The sequence below is a fragment of the Nostoc sp. UHCC 0870 genome, from assembly GCF_022063185.1.
Taxonomy (GTDB): Bacteria; Cyanobacteriota; Cyanobacteriia; order Cyanobacteriales; family Nostocaceae; genus Trichormus.
In genome coordinates this window covers 4,633,300-4,648,228 of record NZ_CP091913.1, presented here as the reverse complement: position 1 = coordinate 4,648,228, position 14,929 = coordinate 4,633,300, and the positions used below count along the sequence as shown (strand labels likewise).

Genomic DNA, 14,929 nt, shown 5'->3' with positions numbered 1-14,929 from the left:
CATAAAAAAGTAAGAAGGTAAAAGATAGCTTTCTTTTGCCTTACCCCTACACCCCTACACCCTTAATTAATACTTTTTAAGTATTTTAGATGTCCAAAAATATATAAATAAGTGAAAATTAATAACATAATTATTTCTTCCTGCCCTGATTTTTATTTGTCGTGTTTGACCCATGAATGACTCTCTGCATAAGGATTTTTCCGTTTATCAGCTAGCGTTAGGAGTAGAATCCTCACCCCAAGCATTTCCTCTTAATCCTGCTACGCTGCTATCACTGGTGAGAGCCACAATAGATTTATTGATTGAACGGCAGATAAATGCAACTATATGGTTTAAGCTCCCACCGGGGAAAATTTGGTATACAGAATTAACTCGCTATCAGTCATCAGCAAGAATAGTGAGTACCATATACAATTGTCGAATTGGGGAGAAGAAAGTAGGACTAGAAGCAACAGAACCAGAAGAAGAAGTCAGTGAAGAAAATTTAACCCCCTCATCCTCTTTAGATTGCCATAATATAACTTTGCAATCACGACCAAATAGTCACATTAGCTGTGAATATTTTTTAATAGTTTTAGCACCGAATTTTAGCAGTTTACTGGCGGCATATCAACCAATTAAAAAAGATAAAAATAATGTTGTCAGTAAGGAAAATCAAAATAAGAGTCAACCTTTATTAACAATAATTAGTGTTGATAACAAAGTTATTCAAAAGGTGCTAGATGGGTTAAATCAAGAGATTAAATCAGAATTAGATCCAATTGCACCTACAGATTTTATTTGTCCAACCGCATCAGAACCAGCATTGATCAGTCAGTTGTTTGCCAAGCAAATACAGCGACAAGATGAAATTAATCGGCAAATTAGAACTGAACGAATTTCTAAATTAAAAGAGAAGAATCAAAACTTACACAAAAAAGAACGACTGAAAGATGAATATTTAAGTAACGTCTGTCAAGAGTTGCGGACACCGCTAACCCAGATAAAAACAGCCCTATCGTTGTTAAATTCACCCAATATTAAACCCAACCAACGACAACGTTATTTACAAATGCTCAATAGTCAGTGCGATCGCCAGAGTATTTTGATTACAAGTCTACTGGATCTCGTCCAACTAGAGCATACCTTAGAAACTACAACCTTAGAGTTGGTCAAGCTGGCAGATATTGTCCCTGGGGTAGTCAGCACTTACCAACCCTTAGCCCAAGAAAAAGGCATCATGCTAGCCTACACCGTACCCACTGATTTACCAGCTGTTTGGTGCGTTAATGGCGGACTCAGACAGATAGTGATTCATTTACTACATAACAGCATCAATTTTACTGCCAACGGTGGTCAAGTGTGGGTTAGAGCCAAAGTCCAGGGCGAATATGTCCAACTAGAAGTGCGCGATACAGGTATCGGTATTGCCGAAAGTGAAATTCCCAAAATCTTTGAGTGCTTTTATCGTGTGCGTTCAGGAGTCAGCGACGAAATCAATGGTGCTGGTTTAGGGTTAACGATTGTGCAGCGATTATTGTGGCATTGTGGTGGTTCAATTAATGTTAAAAGTAAACTCGATGAAGGATCTCTTTTTACTGTGCAGTTACCAATAGAAAGTAATAAAGCTGTAAATTCCGGTAAACCAAATATTTGAATTATAAAAAAGCCAAAAGATTCTTTTCTTTTACCTATCAAATACTTTTGCTTATTTTTCAATGATGTCTAAAAAACTCAATCTTGGCTTAATGCTACTGTTAGTTACTACACCTATTGGTGTGAATCAGCAACTTGTTCAAGCCCAAACCCCATCTGCACCATCAAATACCACCAAATCAATTTGTTCGGCTCAAATAGGAACAGCTATAGATGCAATAGTTAATCGTCCTCTATTTAATCGAGTCCGGTGGGGAATTTTAGTCAAACCACTGTCATCTTTAAAACCTCTCTATAGTCAAGATGCCCAGAAATATTTTATTCCTGCATCTAATACTAAGCTGCTAACTACAGCAGCTGCACTGCAACATCTGGGTACAAACTTTCGCTTTCGCACCTCGATTTATCAAAATGGTAATGGTATTTTTAGCGTTGTAGGTAGGGGAGATCCCAGCCTCAATGATACCCAATTAAAAGCACTTGCCCAACAGCTAAAACAGCAGGGTATTACTCAAATTCAGCAGTTAATTGCCAACGATAGTTATATTCAAGGTGATATTGTTAACTCTACTTGGCAATGGGAAGATGTACAGTCAGATTATGGTGCGCCAGTTAATAGTTTTATTTTAAATCAAAATGTTTTCGGCTTAGAAATTAGACCCCAAACTGTTGGTAAAACTCCGCAATTAGTGTGGAATGATAATAATGAAGCAAGACGGTGGTTATTAGTTAATCGGTCTGTGACAGTTGCAGAAAAACAACCGAGTTACATCAACGTTAGTCGTGATTTAACTGGTAAAATACTGCGAATAGAAGGACAAGTAGCAGCCAATTCCAAACCCTATTTAGTCAGTTTACCTGTCGTTGACCCTGATTATTACTTCTTAAGGCGTTTCCGTACAGTTTTAGCAACAGAACAAATTGCTTTAGGACAAACATTAGTTGCTAATAGCAGTAAGAATCAACGGGAATTAGCATTTGTGCAGTCGCCACCTCTATGGGAGTTAGTTATGGAAACTAACCAAAATAGTAATAATCTCTATGCAGAAGCCCTTTTGAGAGCTTTAGCTTTTCAACAACCCAAACAAGCAAATCAAAATACTGCTGATATAGGTTTAGAAGTTCTCAAAAAAAGTTTAACTCAGTTGGGAGTTGACCCCACAGGTTATAAATTGGTAGATGCTTCTGGGTTATCACGACGGAATTTAATTACTCCTGAAGCATTGGTACAAACTTTGCAGGGAGTAGCGAAAACCCCAATCGCCAATTTGTATCGTGCATCTTTACCTATAGCTGGAAAAAGCGGTACTTTAAGTAATCGTTTTCGTAACACCCCGGCGGAGGGAATTGTTCAAGCGAAAACAGGTACATTAAGCGGTGCAATTTCTCTTGCAGGATATCTGAATCCGCCTCAATATGAGCCTATGGTTTTTAGTATTATGGTAAACCAATCTGAACAACCTGCAAGTGTTTTAAGGCAAGCAATGGATGAGATAGTGGTTTTGTTGGCGCAGTTAAAGCGTTGTTAAAACTAGGAATTGACCCAAGGATTTAACTGATAACTGTTTACTGTTAAAGTCAGCAGTTACCAGTCTTGGTTTATGCTTTTTATATTATTTTGAGTAAAATTATTGGGAGGAGTGAATTTGATCCTACCTTAGCTGCTATTAAGTTAAATGCAGCCAGGAAATTAATTTGGGATTACAACAAATTCACATACCTTTTGAGGTTTACAATCAATACTGAATTGAGTAAGGAATTTTTAGCTTACCAAGTCAACTAAGGCATCATCGCGGAAGCGAACTACACTTGAGACTAGACAGCCACGATAATGTTCTGATGTGAATACTGAAAGGGTGATGTTCATCTGTTCAGTATTTGAAATGCTTTTAACTTTACAGATTTGCATTTTGTTATTGCAGTAAGCAACTATGCGATCGCCAGCTTTGACATCTAATGCTCTAATTTTCAAGTGAGCCTCAAAATAATTAAGAAATTTACTCTTTGCAAGTAAAATATATTTCTATATCCAACTTGCTCAATAGCTTACATCTTTATTATATAGTAACCTATAACTAAAATAAAAAGAAAAATAAGATATGTGATTTATTACGCGGTTAACCTATCATAACAACGCTCTCAAATATTAGCTTTGCTGGAAATAAAAACTTGGTAGCTTGATGTTATGTGAAGAGTTCCGAGTGCTGTTAGCGGTAGCGAGGCATTGAGCAGCGTAATATTCTTCTACTCAGGACTCAGCACTGATTGCTGTGAAAAAGGGTTCAGGTAAATATACCTGAACCCCTACTAACTCAAATTAATTTTTTCAATTAAGCGGTTAGCTTAAATGGCTTAATATGTGAACCTTAGTAGCGGTTACTCTTACCATAGCTACCACGGTTACCGCCACCGCCACCGCCACCGCCAAATGAACCTCTTTCTTCTCTGGGTTTAGCCTTGTTCACTTTCAGGTCACGTCCCATCCATTCCGCACCATTGAGTGCATCAATAGCAGCTGTTTCTTCATCTTCTGTACCCATTTCCACAAAACCAAAGCCGCGTAAACGACCTGTTTCACGATCAGTAGGCAACTGAACGCGTTTCACAGAACCGTATTCTGCAAAAACTGCATTTAGATTCTCTTCTGTAACGTCGTAAGAAAGATTTCCTACATAAACTGACATAGATTGTCTCCGAAATCATAAGTGTGTAGAGATTTATATTTCGGAGAAAAGTTTGTCAATACCAAAAGCAAAAAGCCTGTCAATACTAAAAACAAATGCTGTTAACCGAATTAACTCTCAACTGCCATCATGACATAATAGACAACTTTTAGGGGGGAATTTAGAAAAAACGTTACATAAAGTTATATAAGCAATTGATGTTAAGTAAGTTGCCAACATTAGCGATCGCAAAATCAATGATTTAGATGAGGGCTGAAGCCCTCACTACAAACCTTTAAGCAGGGATAAACTGCATTGCTACACCATTCATGCAATAACGCTGGCCTGTGGGTGCAGGGCCATCTTCAAAAACATGGCCTAAATGCCCACCACAACGGCTACAATGTATTTCAACTCTGGTCATAAAAAACGCCCGATCTACAGTAGTAGCAATTGCACCTTCGATGGGGGCAAAAAAGCTAGGCCAGCCAGTGCCACTGTTAAATTTGGTGTCTGATTTAAACAACGGCTGTTCACAGGCAGCACAGACATAAGTACCCTCACCATATTGCTTATCGAGTGGGCTAGTAAAAGCTCGTTCTGTACCATGTTGACGCAGCACCCGAAACTGTTCGGGGGATAGAACTGTACGCCATTCTGCATCAGTTTTAGTAATTTCAAAGTCAGTTTTAGAAGTTGCCATGATGTTTAACCTCTGTAAAAGAATTGGCGGTAATAAGGCTGTGCTAACTAATGCAGCACCAGTTTTGAGAAAATAGCGTTTGTGCATAATTTATATTTTAAAAAAAATTTAAATTTATACGTAAAATATCTAATGTTGAACCCCTCATGTTAGCTTATCCTATACTACATCAGTAGATATTCTGTACTTCTCTTTCAATGAACGCAGCAAACAAACAGGATGATCAAGGTAGTGTTCAAGAGCAATCAGGCAGTCTGACACAGCAGTTAATGCTACATCGTATTAGCAACCGCATTCGACAATCATTAGAATTGCAAAAAATCCTGTCTGCTACTGTTGCGGAAGTTCGTCTATTTTTGGGAACTGATCGAGTCAAGATTTACCAGTTTCAACCAGATGGTCACGGTTTAGTCATTGCAGAATCAATTTGCGAAGATCGCCTCCCTTCTCTATTAGACTTGCATTTTCCAGCTGATGACATTCCACCCTATGCCCGCGAATTATATTTACGCGCACGTCAGCGCACAATTATTGATTTAGACTCCCATCAAATTGGCATCAGCCCATTGGACTGTATAGCAACAGGGAAATATCTGGAGTCTCCAGATATTCGCTATCGCCCTGTAGACCCTTGCCATCGAGAGTACATGAACGCAATGGGAGTCAAGTCTTCTGTGGTAGTGCCGATTGTGATCGAAGCCACAAATTCGAGTAAAACTCCACTACCATTGTTGCCTAGCAATGACTACCTTTGGGGTTTGTTGGTATCCCATCATTCAGAATCACGGGTTGTTACAGAAGAGGAGTTATTGTTTATTCAGTCGGTTGTAGATCAGGTATCGATCGCGATCGCCCAATCAATTCTACTCGAACGTGTGCGTGAACAAGCCAAACAGGAAGCCAATATTAACCGTGTCACCACATTACTCCACACCACACCCACAGTCCAACTCCAAGACGCACTTGAGGAAGTTGTTCAGGTCTTTCAAGGATCTGGTGGACGCTTGTATCTATCAAGTCAAAATACTACCCAGAATGCTGAAGTCTATGTCTGCGGTACACAACCAGAACCCCTAGATCGGGCAACTGGTAGACCCATTGAGGAAAATATCCTATGGCAGAATTATCTCAAATCAGTATTAGTTAAAAATGATGCCCAAGGGGATGCTAATACTGCCAGCAAACCTTGGTCAGTGCAATGGATGCGGTCAATGTATGCTCTAAAGGAAGTGCCGCAAACATTAGAAACTGAAACTGATATCTGGGCGATCGCTGACATCTACAAAGAGCCTCTGTTTCGTACCCTAACTGCTGCCTTTGAAGCAACGCAGATTCGGGGTGTACTGATTATGCCACTTTACTTTGGTCAGGAAGTGCTAGGTAGTCTCAGTATTTTTCGAGATGAAGCTGACCAAAAACTGATGTGGGCAGGTTATCATCAACCAGACTCCCGCCAATTATCGCCCCGGAAATCCTTTGAGGCCTGGCAGCAAATAAAAAAAGGTCAAGCACAAGCATGGATAGAAGCTGATATTCGCCTAGCTCAAGCCATGAGTGAGCGATTTTCCTCTGCTGTTAAACAGTATCAACTATACAATCAAGTGCAACTCCTCAATGCTAATTTGGAGCAACAGGTAGAAATTCGCACAGTAGAGTTGCAGCAATCAACCATCATCGCCGACCAAAAGCGAACTTTGGCGGAGAAACTCGCCAAGGATTTGTCAATTTTTGCCGACCAACAGCAAACATTGATGGGCGTGATTACCAAAATTCGCGAATCCTTGGACTTAAGCAAGATATTTAAAGCCACCACTCAAGAAGTCCGCCAACTGCTAAATGCTGATCGTGTAGGGGTGTTTCGCTTTGATCCTGAATCTGATTTTACATTAGGTGAAATTATCTCCGAAGATGTGGGTACAGGCTATGCTTCTGCAATAGCTATCCCCATTCGAGATGATTGTTTTCGTAACTATGTCACCCATCACTCTGACAAACAGTTTTATACCCTAGAGGATATAGACAAAACAGAACTAACTCCTTGCTATCTGGCAACTCTGGCTCAATTTCAGATCAAAGCCTACCTGATAGCACCTCTGTTTATTGGAGAAAGACTTTGGGGTCTACTGTCTATTCAGCAGTGTTCAGGTGCGCGTCAATGGCGGACAAAAGAAAAAGAATTTATCACTCAAATTGCTACACAGTTAGGCGTGGCAATACAACAGGCAAAACTGCTAGAAGAAGCACAGAATATGCAAACAGCAGCAGATGCCGCCAACCAAGCCAAGAGCGAATTTCTGGCTAGCATGAGCCATGAATTGCGGACACCCCTAAATGCCATCCTGGGAATGTCAGAAGGTCTACAGGAAAACATTTTTGGGGAATTAAATTCACTACAAAAAAAAGCGATCGCCACCATTGAAAGTAGTGGTGAACATCTACTGGCTTTGATTAATGACATTCTGGATCTGGCAAAAATTGAGTCCGGCAAAGTGGAATTGCAGATTGCGCCAGTCTCGATTAACAACTTGTGCAATTCCAGTATGAGTTTTGTCAAGCAAATAGCCATTAGCAAAAATATCGAACTAAATCTAGATATTCCCTATAATGCTGATGAAATTGCCTTAGATGAACTGCGAACTCGCCAAATACTCATTAATTTATTGAGTAATGCTGTTAAATTCACTCCGTCAGGAGGATCAGTGACGCTCAAGGTTTGGCTAGAGACGTTAGAGGCGCAGAATGGAACAGAAGAAGTAAATTCTTCCTTCTCTTCCCCTATCCCCTATCCCCAGTCTCCTCATATCAAATTTTCTGTTAGCGATACTGGTATTGGCATCGCTCAAGCAGATATACCCAAACTCTTCCAATCTTTTGTGCAAGTGGATAGTAACCTGAATCGCCAGTACGCTGGCACAGGTTTAGGTTTGGCATTAGTTAGCCGCCTGGTGGAATTGCAAAACGGCAGTATTGATGTGGTGAGTAATTTGGGTGAAGGGAGTTGTTTCACTGTCACCTTGCCTTATTTAGAAATACCAGACAGGGAGAAGCCCCAAGCATTAAAGCCTGAGAACAATTCCGAGGAGAGACAATCTACCTCTCTCACTTCTTCTATACGCGAACAATTGCTAATTCTGCTAGCAGAAGATAATCAAGCCAACATCGATACTTTTTCTGCGTACCTAACTGTGCGGGGGTATCAGGTAATTGTTGCCAAAAATGGCGAAGAGGCAATTAACCTTGCACAAGAGTACAAACCCAATGTAATTTTGATGGATATCCAAATGCCTGGAATTGATGGACTGGAAGCAATAGGCCGTATCCGCAGTATATCAGAACTAGTCCACATCCCTATTATTGCCCTGACAGCCTTAGCCATGCCAGGCGATCGCGAAAAATGTTTGGCAGGCGGAGCTAATGAGTATTTAGCTAAACCAGTGCATTTAAAAGAACTGCAAGCAACAATAGACCGAGTGAGTGCTGAGTGCTGAGTGCTGAGTGCTGAGTGCTGAGTGCTGAGTTCTGAGTTCTGAGTGGTGTTAGCGGTAGCGCGGCGTTTAGTCGGTGCTGAGAACCGCTATATTTTTCTTTCTCCCTCTGTCACCTGTCACCTGTCACCTGTCCCCTGTCCCCTGTCACCTGTCACCTGTCACCTGTCACCTGTCACCTGTCACCTGTCCCCTTCCCCCTGCCTCAAACACACTGTAAGAAGATTGTAAAAATAGTCCCCTTCGGATGATTATCTTCAACAGTAATAGTACCGTGATGTGCTTCAATTGCCATTTTGCAAAAAGCCAATCCTAAACCAATTTGCGAAACTTCTGGCATCCGCGTGCCAATATCATATTTCTCAAAAATGCTTTGTCGTAAGTTATGAGCAACTCCTGAACCAGAATCAAGGACTTGTAATTTAGCCCCTGCTGTTAAATACTCTGCCTTCAAGGTAACTTGAGAATTTGATGGGGAAAACTTAATTGCATTGGAGAGTAAATTATCCAGGACGCGGCGAAAGATGGGTGCATCTGCTTTAACAATGCCACCGGAATTGGGTAATTCACTCACAAGATTGAGGTTTTTTTGGAGAGCGATCGCCTCAACATCTGCTAAGGCGGAAATGCAGAGCGCACGTAGGTCTAATTCTGTATAGTTAAGAACCATTTTTCCCGATTCTAACTTAGCCATGATTAGCAAGCTATCAATCAAGGATTGCATTTGTTGAGATGCGATGGTTATTTGATCTAGCTTGCGTTGCTGCTGTTGAAGGGACAAATCTGGCAACCGGAGAATCTCATTTGAGAGGACAATACTAGTAAGTGGATTCCGCAGGTCATGGACAATCATATTGACCATATCTTCGCGCAGATTCAGCAAGGTCTGCAAGTTATCGTACTGCTGCTTCATCCGCAACATGGAATGAACTCTGGCTCTTAACTCTACACCGTTGACAGGTTTACTAATAAAATCATCCGCCCCTGCTGCTATACACCGAGCCAGGTCTTCTTTAGCAGTTAATGCTGTCACCATAATAATAGGAACAGACTGCCATTGCGAGTCAGATTTGATCTGCCGACATACTTGCATACCATCGAGATCAGGCATCATCACATCCAATAAAATCACATCAGGCTGAAAAATATGTAGGCGATCAATAGCTTGTTGACCAGTAGGAGCATAATGTAATTGGTAGCCTTCACTATCTAGCAAAGTTTCAATCACATCAAAGTTATCCGGTTCATCATCAATTACCAAAATAGAGGGTTGATTAGTCAAGTCGCTTCGCTCCAATTCAAAATTCAAAATTCAAAATTCAAAATTAAATACCCCACGGATAAATCCGGGAGCTTGAATTAATGCTGTTTCACTTTTTTCTTCTCCATAAATAAATTTAGGGGCTTGTATCCTTTTTTCTTTGGTCATCGAAAAGCTCCACTACCTCGTTAAAAGTTGTTGAATGGTCACTATCAGCTGTTTGAGTTTTACCGGTTTGGTCAAATATTCATTAGCACCTGCGGTTAAACAAGTTTCGCGATCGCCTGGCATGGCTAGTGCTGTTAATGCAATTATGGGAATATGCAGAAATTGCGGCTGCTCACGGATACGGCGGATGGCTTCCAATCCGTCCATTGTCGGCATTTGAATGTCCATCACAATTAAGTCGGGATGCTGAACATGAAGCTGGTCAATGGCTTGTTGTCCATTGTTGGCGATCGCCAGACGATATCCTCGGCTTTCAAGATAGCCGGACATTGTATCGATGTTGGCTTGATTGTCTTCTGCCAGCAAAATCAAAGGATGCTCCACAGCAGGTTTCGCTACTATATCTATGGCAGGCGCATCAGCACGGGCTAAATGTTGCAATTGCTCTAGAGTTGCCTGAAATTGAGTCCGGTTAATAGGTTTCACCAAATATGCAAATGCTCCTTCAGCTAGTCCTTTGATGCGCTCATCCATTACGGAGATGATCAGGACTGGAATTTCTTTAGTTTGTGGGTTGAGTTTGAGTTGCTTCAGCACTTCCCAACCTGATAGGTTTGGCAGTTGCAGATCCAGAATTACTAGTGCAGGCTGAACACGCATCACTTCTGCTACTGCTCCTTCACCCATTGTATAGACCACACATTCCATTCCTATCTCGCTGAGGTAGCGATTAATTTGGTCAGCCGCAGGAATGGAATCTTCGATCATCAAAACTGGAGCATTGTTGGCGATTAAGTCATGTTTGGGTAATGAAGCTATTATGGGCTTGATAGGAAGATGATCCCTCGTCACGTAGGGAATACGGACAGTAAAACAACTACCCTGTCCGACTTGACTGCTGACAGAGACTGTTCCGCCGTGTAAGGCAGTAATTCGTTTTACCAGTGCCAAACCTAGACCCGTACCGTTGTACTGGCGGTTGAGGTTGCTGTCCAACTGAATAAAAGGCTCAAATAGCTTATCGATGTCTTCAGGGGCGATACCGATACCAGTGTCAGTAATCGAGAAGCAGATGTGAGGGGAGGGGGGATAGGGGACAGGGGACTCTTGACAGGGGACAGGGGGAGACAAGGGAGGATTTATTGCCTCTACGCCCTCTAGCCAAACCTTGAGTGTCACAGATCCCCCTTCTGGGGTGAACTTGACGGCGTTGCTTAGTAGATTGATGAGTACCTGACGTAGACGACGATCATCTGCTTGGATACTGTCAAGATGATCAGGAATGTCAGTCATCAGGCGAATATCTTTTTTCCATGCCATCTGTTTGATAAAGGTAACGCTAGCATGACAAAGGCTTTTAATCGCAACTTCACTCAGTTGTAGTTCTAGTTTGCCTGATTCAATTTTGGATAAATCTAGGATGTCATTAATTAGTTCTAGGAGATGTCTACCACTGCGCTCAATGGTGGCGATCGCTTTTGCTTGTTGTGCGTTGATCGCACCAAACACAGCTTCTTGAAGCCCCTCAGACATACCCAGAATGGCGTTTAAGGGAGTTCGCAATTCATGACTCATGTTAGCTAGAAATTCATCTTTGAGGCGAGTAGCACGGGCTAGTTCGGCGTTGGCATTGGCTAATTGCTCATTTGTGTGCCGCAGTTCTTCTTCAGCTTGTTTACGTTCGGTAATATCTTCGTAAGATCCCAGAATACCAATCACTTCTCCGACACTATTAGTTAAGGGAATTTTGCTAGTTCTTACCCAAATATGAGGACCAGCCTGGTTTTCCATTGGTTCTTCGTAACCCAGTTTAGATTTTTTGGTGTTGATCACATCTGTGTCATCTGCACGGTACAGGGATGCTAAATTTACCCAAGGTAAGTCGAAGTCAGTCTTGCCCACGATCGCATTTGGCGAGGTTAATCTGGCATCTTGGGCAAATGCTGGGTTGCAGCCTAAATAACGCAAATTGCAGTCTTTCCAAAAGACACGTTGGGGAATCGTATCTAGTACCAATTGCAACATTGTGCGTGATTCTTGCAATTCTTGTTCAGCTTCTTTGCGATCGCTGATGTCAGTCACCCGTACTAAATTCATGGTACGATCAGCGATAGTAATGGGCTTGGCGGCAATGTTGCCCCAGAAAAATTTGCCTTGACGAGTCACATATTCAATCTCTTGACTCCAAAATCCTTTTGTCTGCATTTGGGCAACGATGGCATCTGTTTCATCCGCAGAGAATTGATAGCGTTGTAGTAAATGCCCTTCAATACCAAGCAGTTCAGCTTTATTAGCTGCCTCAAATAATTCTACTGCTCGCCAATTACACTCAACAGTCGTTAGTGTTGTCGGATCAACCAGAAACAAAGCATCGGTAGATTCGTTGAAAATTACTTCCCGCAAATCCCTGTTACGGATCAGTTCTTGTTCAGCTTGTTTGCGATCGGTGATGTCTAGGATAGTTCCCAGCAACTGTCTTGGCTGACCATCAGCATCACAGATGACTTCGCCCCGCGACAGTAAATAACGTAAACTTTGATCCGGACGATAAAAACGATACTCTACGTCATAACATAGCCCCAGGGCGATCGCTTGCTGTACTACAGAGTTCCGATAATCGCGATCTTCTGGATGTATGCACTCTAGCATTTCGTCGTAGGTGGGCGTATCAGACTCAGGATTACGCCCAAAAATGCGAAAGACTTCTTCTGACCAGATCACTTCTTGGGTTTGCAAATTCATTTCCCAGCTACCCAGATGAGCAATCCTTTGGGCAGCCGTGAGGTTAGCCGTATTTTTGCGGAGTTGGGCTTCAATCTGTTTTTGCTGGGTAATATCATTGGCAATACCCACGCCGCCAATTATCTCTCCTTCACTATTAGATAATGGTTTGACCGACAGAGATACAGGAAAGCGCGAGCCATCTTTACGAATAAAAGTCCACTCATCCTGATTACCACCTGACTGGTTTTTGAGGATCAATTCTTCCCCTGGGGTAATTTCTCTGCCCAGTTCTTGCGAAAGTGCTTGTGCTTGTTGCTTTAGTTCCTCTGGGTCATGGAATATGAGTGGAGTTACCAGACCCACAACTTCCTCAGATGTATAACCCAACATCTTCTGGGCAGCACTGTTAAAGACTTGGATCATCCCCTGAGAGTTGGTAGAAATAATCGCATAATCGGTACATTCTAGGATGGCTTGTTGCAGATTCATCAGCTCGAAAAACTCTGCTTCTGCTTGTTTGCGACTAGTAATATCTGTTTCTGAACCACTCATGCGGATGACATTGCCAGCTTCATCCCACAGTGCTTGACCCCGGTCTAACACCCACAGGTAGGAACTATCTTTGCATTGTACTCGGTATTCTTCTTGAAAGAATGGTGTTTTATGGTGAAGATGGTCATCAACAGCCGCTATAATGCGATCGCGATCGTCGGGATGTATGCGGCTCGACCATTCTTCTAAACTAGAGCTAATTTCATCATCAGCGAAGCCCCGTATTTTTTTCCAGCGTGTCGAAAAGAACACCTGATTAGTTTTAAGATTCCAGTCCCAAATCCCATCATTGCTGCCTCGCAGTGATAACTGCCAGCGTTCTTCACTCTCTTGTAAAGCGGCGGTGCGCTGTGTAACTCTGGTTTCGAGTTCTTGATTGAGTTGTTGTAATGCCTGTTGTGCTAAAATTCGCTCGCTAATGTCCTCAACTACACCGATCAAGTATTGCGGAGTCCCCAAGGTATCGCGCACTAAAGAAACTGTGAGTTTAATCCAAACAATTGCCCCATCCTTGCAGATATAGCGTTTTTCCATTGAGTAGGTTTGAATGTCACCCGCTAGCAGGATTTGTAATTGCTCTAAATCAGCTGCTAGATCCTCTGGATAGGTAATCTCCTGAAAGGTCAAGGTCATGAGTTCAGCTTGGGGGTAGCGGGTAATGTGAGCAAATCGCTGATTAAAACGCAGGAACTGTCCACTCAAGGACACATGGCTGATTCCCACTGCTGCCTGCTCAAAGGTACTACGAAATCTCTCTTCACTCTCCCGTAAGGTTTTCTCGGCGCGTTTGCGTTCTCTTAGTTGTGTTCGCGCTATCTCATAGGCACTTGCTTGTTGAATGGCGATCGCTATTTGTACCGCCAGTTGCTCCAATAATTCTAGTTCCATTACTTGCCATTGACGCGGTGCAGTGCATTGATGAGCAATTAATAATCCCCATAAGCGATTGCTGACTAAAATCGGTACGACCAGATTAGCTTTGACTTCAAATTGCTCCAGCATCTGCACATGACAGTCTGTTAAATCCGCTTGATAAATATTATTAATTGCCCGTGTTTTTCCTAGGAGATATTCGACTCCCGCGCCTTGTTGAAAGCAGGTATCCTGAATCTGTTTCCCTAAACTTACCGTCCAATCTGACAGAACTGACTCCGCTACTACAGTACCGCTCATATCTGAGTCAAATTGATAGATTACTACCCGGTCTGTCTGTAAAAACAGGCGCACTTCTTTTGCTGTGACAGCTAAAATCTCTTTGAGTTTTAGGGACTGACGAATCCGTAAAGCGATCGCGTTAATCAGTTGTTTTTGTTCCCGACTTTGTTCTAATTGCCAGTTCTGATGCCTCTGTGCCACTGCATCATGAATTGCCGCTTGTAGAGTTTCCGGTGTAAGTTGGTTTTTGACTAGATAATCTTGCGCGCCACTTTTCATCGCCCGAACTGCGATCGCTGCATCCTCTTTTTCTGTCAACAGAATAATCGCAGATTGTGTATGACTTACGAGTTGCCGCAATTCTCCCAAAAACTCCAGCCCATTGCCATCGGGTAATAGAAAATTCAGCAAAATAATATCTGATATCCCCTGCTGACACCATGCCATTGCCTGTGTTGCCGTCTCAAATTCCCAAATTCGATAGGTATAGAGACGGTCATGCTGTAAAAATTGGCGAAATGTTACCCAATCTTCGATGCAATTATCAATTACCAGGATGGTGAGGCAGGAGGAATGACTCATG

General features: G+C 42.2%; 8 protein-coding genes. 3 read left to right on the top strand and 5 right to left on the bottom strand.

Going from position 1 to position 14,929, the window contains the following annotated elements; all coding sequences use genetic code 11:
* Positions 1 to 172: 172 nt before the first annotated feature.
* Together L6494_RS19555 and dacB are read left to right on the top strand one after the other, a co-directional pair.
* Positions 173 to 1,636, top strand: coding sequence for a DICT sensory domain-containing protein (locus L6494_RS19555; protein WP_237989399.1), 1,464 nt, complete (start codon positions 173 to 175; stop codon positions 1,634 to 1,636).
* Positions 1,637 to 1,700: 64 nt separating this feature from the next.
* Positions 1,701 to 3,164: a D-alanyl-D-alanine carboxypeptidase/D-alanyl-D-alanine endopeptidase gene (gene dacB / locus L6494_RS19550; RefSeq protein WP_237996158.1), complete on the top strand. Its 1,464-nt coding sequence runs from the start codon at positions 1,701 to 1,703 to the stop codon at positions 3,162 to 3,164.
* A gap of 233 nt (positions 3,165 to 3,397) precedes the next feature.
* Here the strand turns inward: dacB and L6494_RS19545 are convergent, their stop codons facing one another.
* The 3 genes from L6494_RS19545 to msrB form a co-directional block, all read right to left on the bottom strand.
* Entirely contained in the window at positions 3,398 to 3,607 is a 210-nt protein-coding gene (locus tag L6494_RS19545) for a hypothetical protein (RefSeq protein ID WP_190709826.1), read from the bottom strand.
* A 394-nt stretch (positions 3,608 to 4,001) separates the two neighbouring features.
* Positions 4,002 to 4,319 carry an RNA recognition motif domain-containing protein gene (locus L6494_RS19540; RefSeq protein ID WP_237989398.1) on the bottom strand — a complete coding sequence of 106 codons (318 nt, stop codon included), beginning with the start codon at positions 4,317 to 4,319 and terminating at the stop codon, positions 4,002 to 4,004.
* A gap of 274 nt (positions 4,320 to 4,593) precedes the next feature.
* A complete protein-coding gene (gene msrB / locus L6494_RS19535; RefSeq protein ID WP_237989397.1) occupies positions 4,594 to 5,088 on the bottom strand; it encodes a peptide-methionine (R)-S-oxide reductase MsrB in 495 nt (164 codons plus the stop codon).
* A gap of 110 nt (positions 5,089 to 5,198) precedes the next feature.
* Between msrB and L6494_RS19530 the strand changes: the two genes are divergently transcribed.
* Positions 5,199 to 8,489 carry a GAF domain-containing protein gene (locus L6494_RS19530; protein WP_237989396.1) on the top strand — a complete coding sequence of 1,097 codons (3,291 nt, stop codon included), beginning with the start codon at positions 5,199 to 5,201 and terminating at the stop codon, positions 8,487 to 8,489.
* A 202-nt stretch (positions 8,490 to 8,691) separates the two neighbouring features.
* On the opposite strand, the gene L6494_RS19525 is transcribed toward L6494_RS19530, so the two are convergent.
* Together L6494_RS19525 and L6494_RS19520 are read right to left on the bottom strand one after the other, a co-directional pair.
* Positions 8,692 to 9,768 carry a hybrid sensor histidine kinase/response regulator gene (locus L6494_RS19525; RefSeq protein WP_237989395.1) on the bottom strand — a complete coding sequence of 359 codons (1,077 nt, stop codon included), beginning with the start codon at positions 9,766 to 9,768 and terminating at the stop codon, positions 8,692 to 8,694.
* Between the two features lie 159 nt (positions 9,769 to 9,927).
* The gene (locus L6494_RS19520; RefSeq protein WP_237989394.1) at positions 9,928 to 14,928 is read right to left on the bottom strand and encodes a PAS domain S-box protein; all 5,001 of its coding nucleotides are present in this window, start codon (positions 14,926 to 14,928) and stop codon (positions 9,928 to 9,930) included.
* Between the last annotated feature and the right edge of the window lies 1 nt (position 14,929).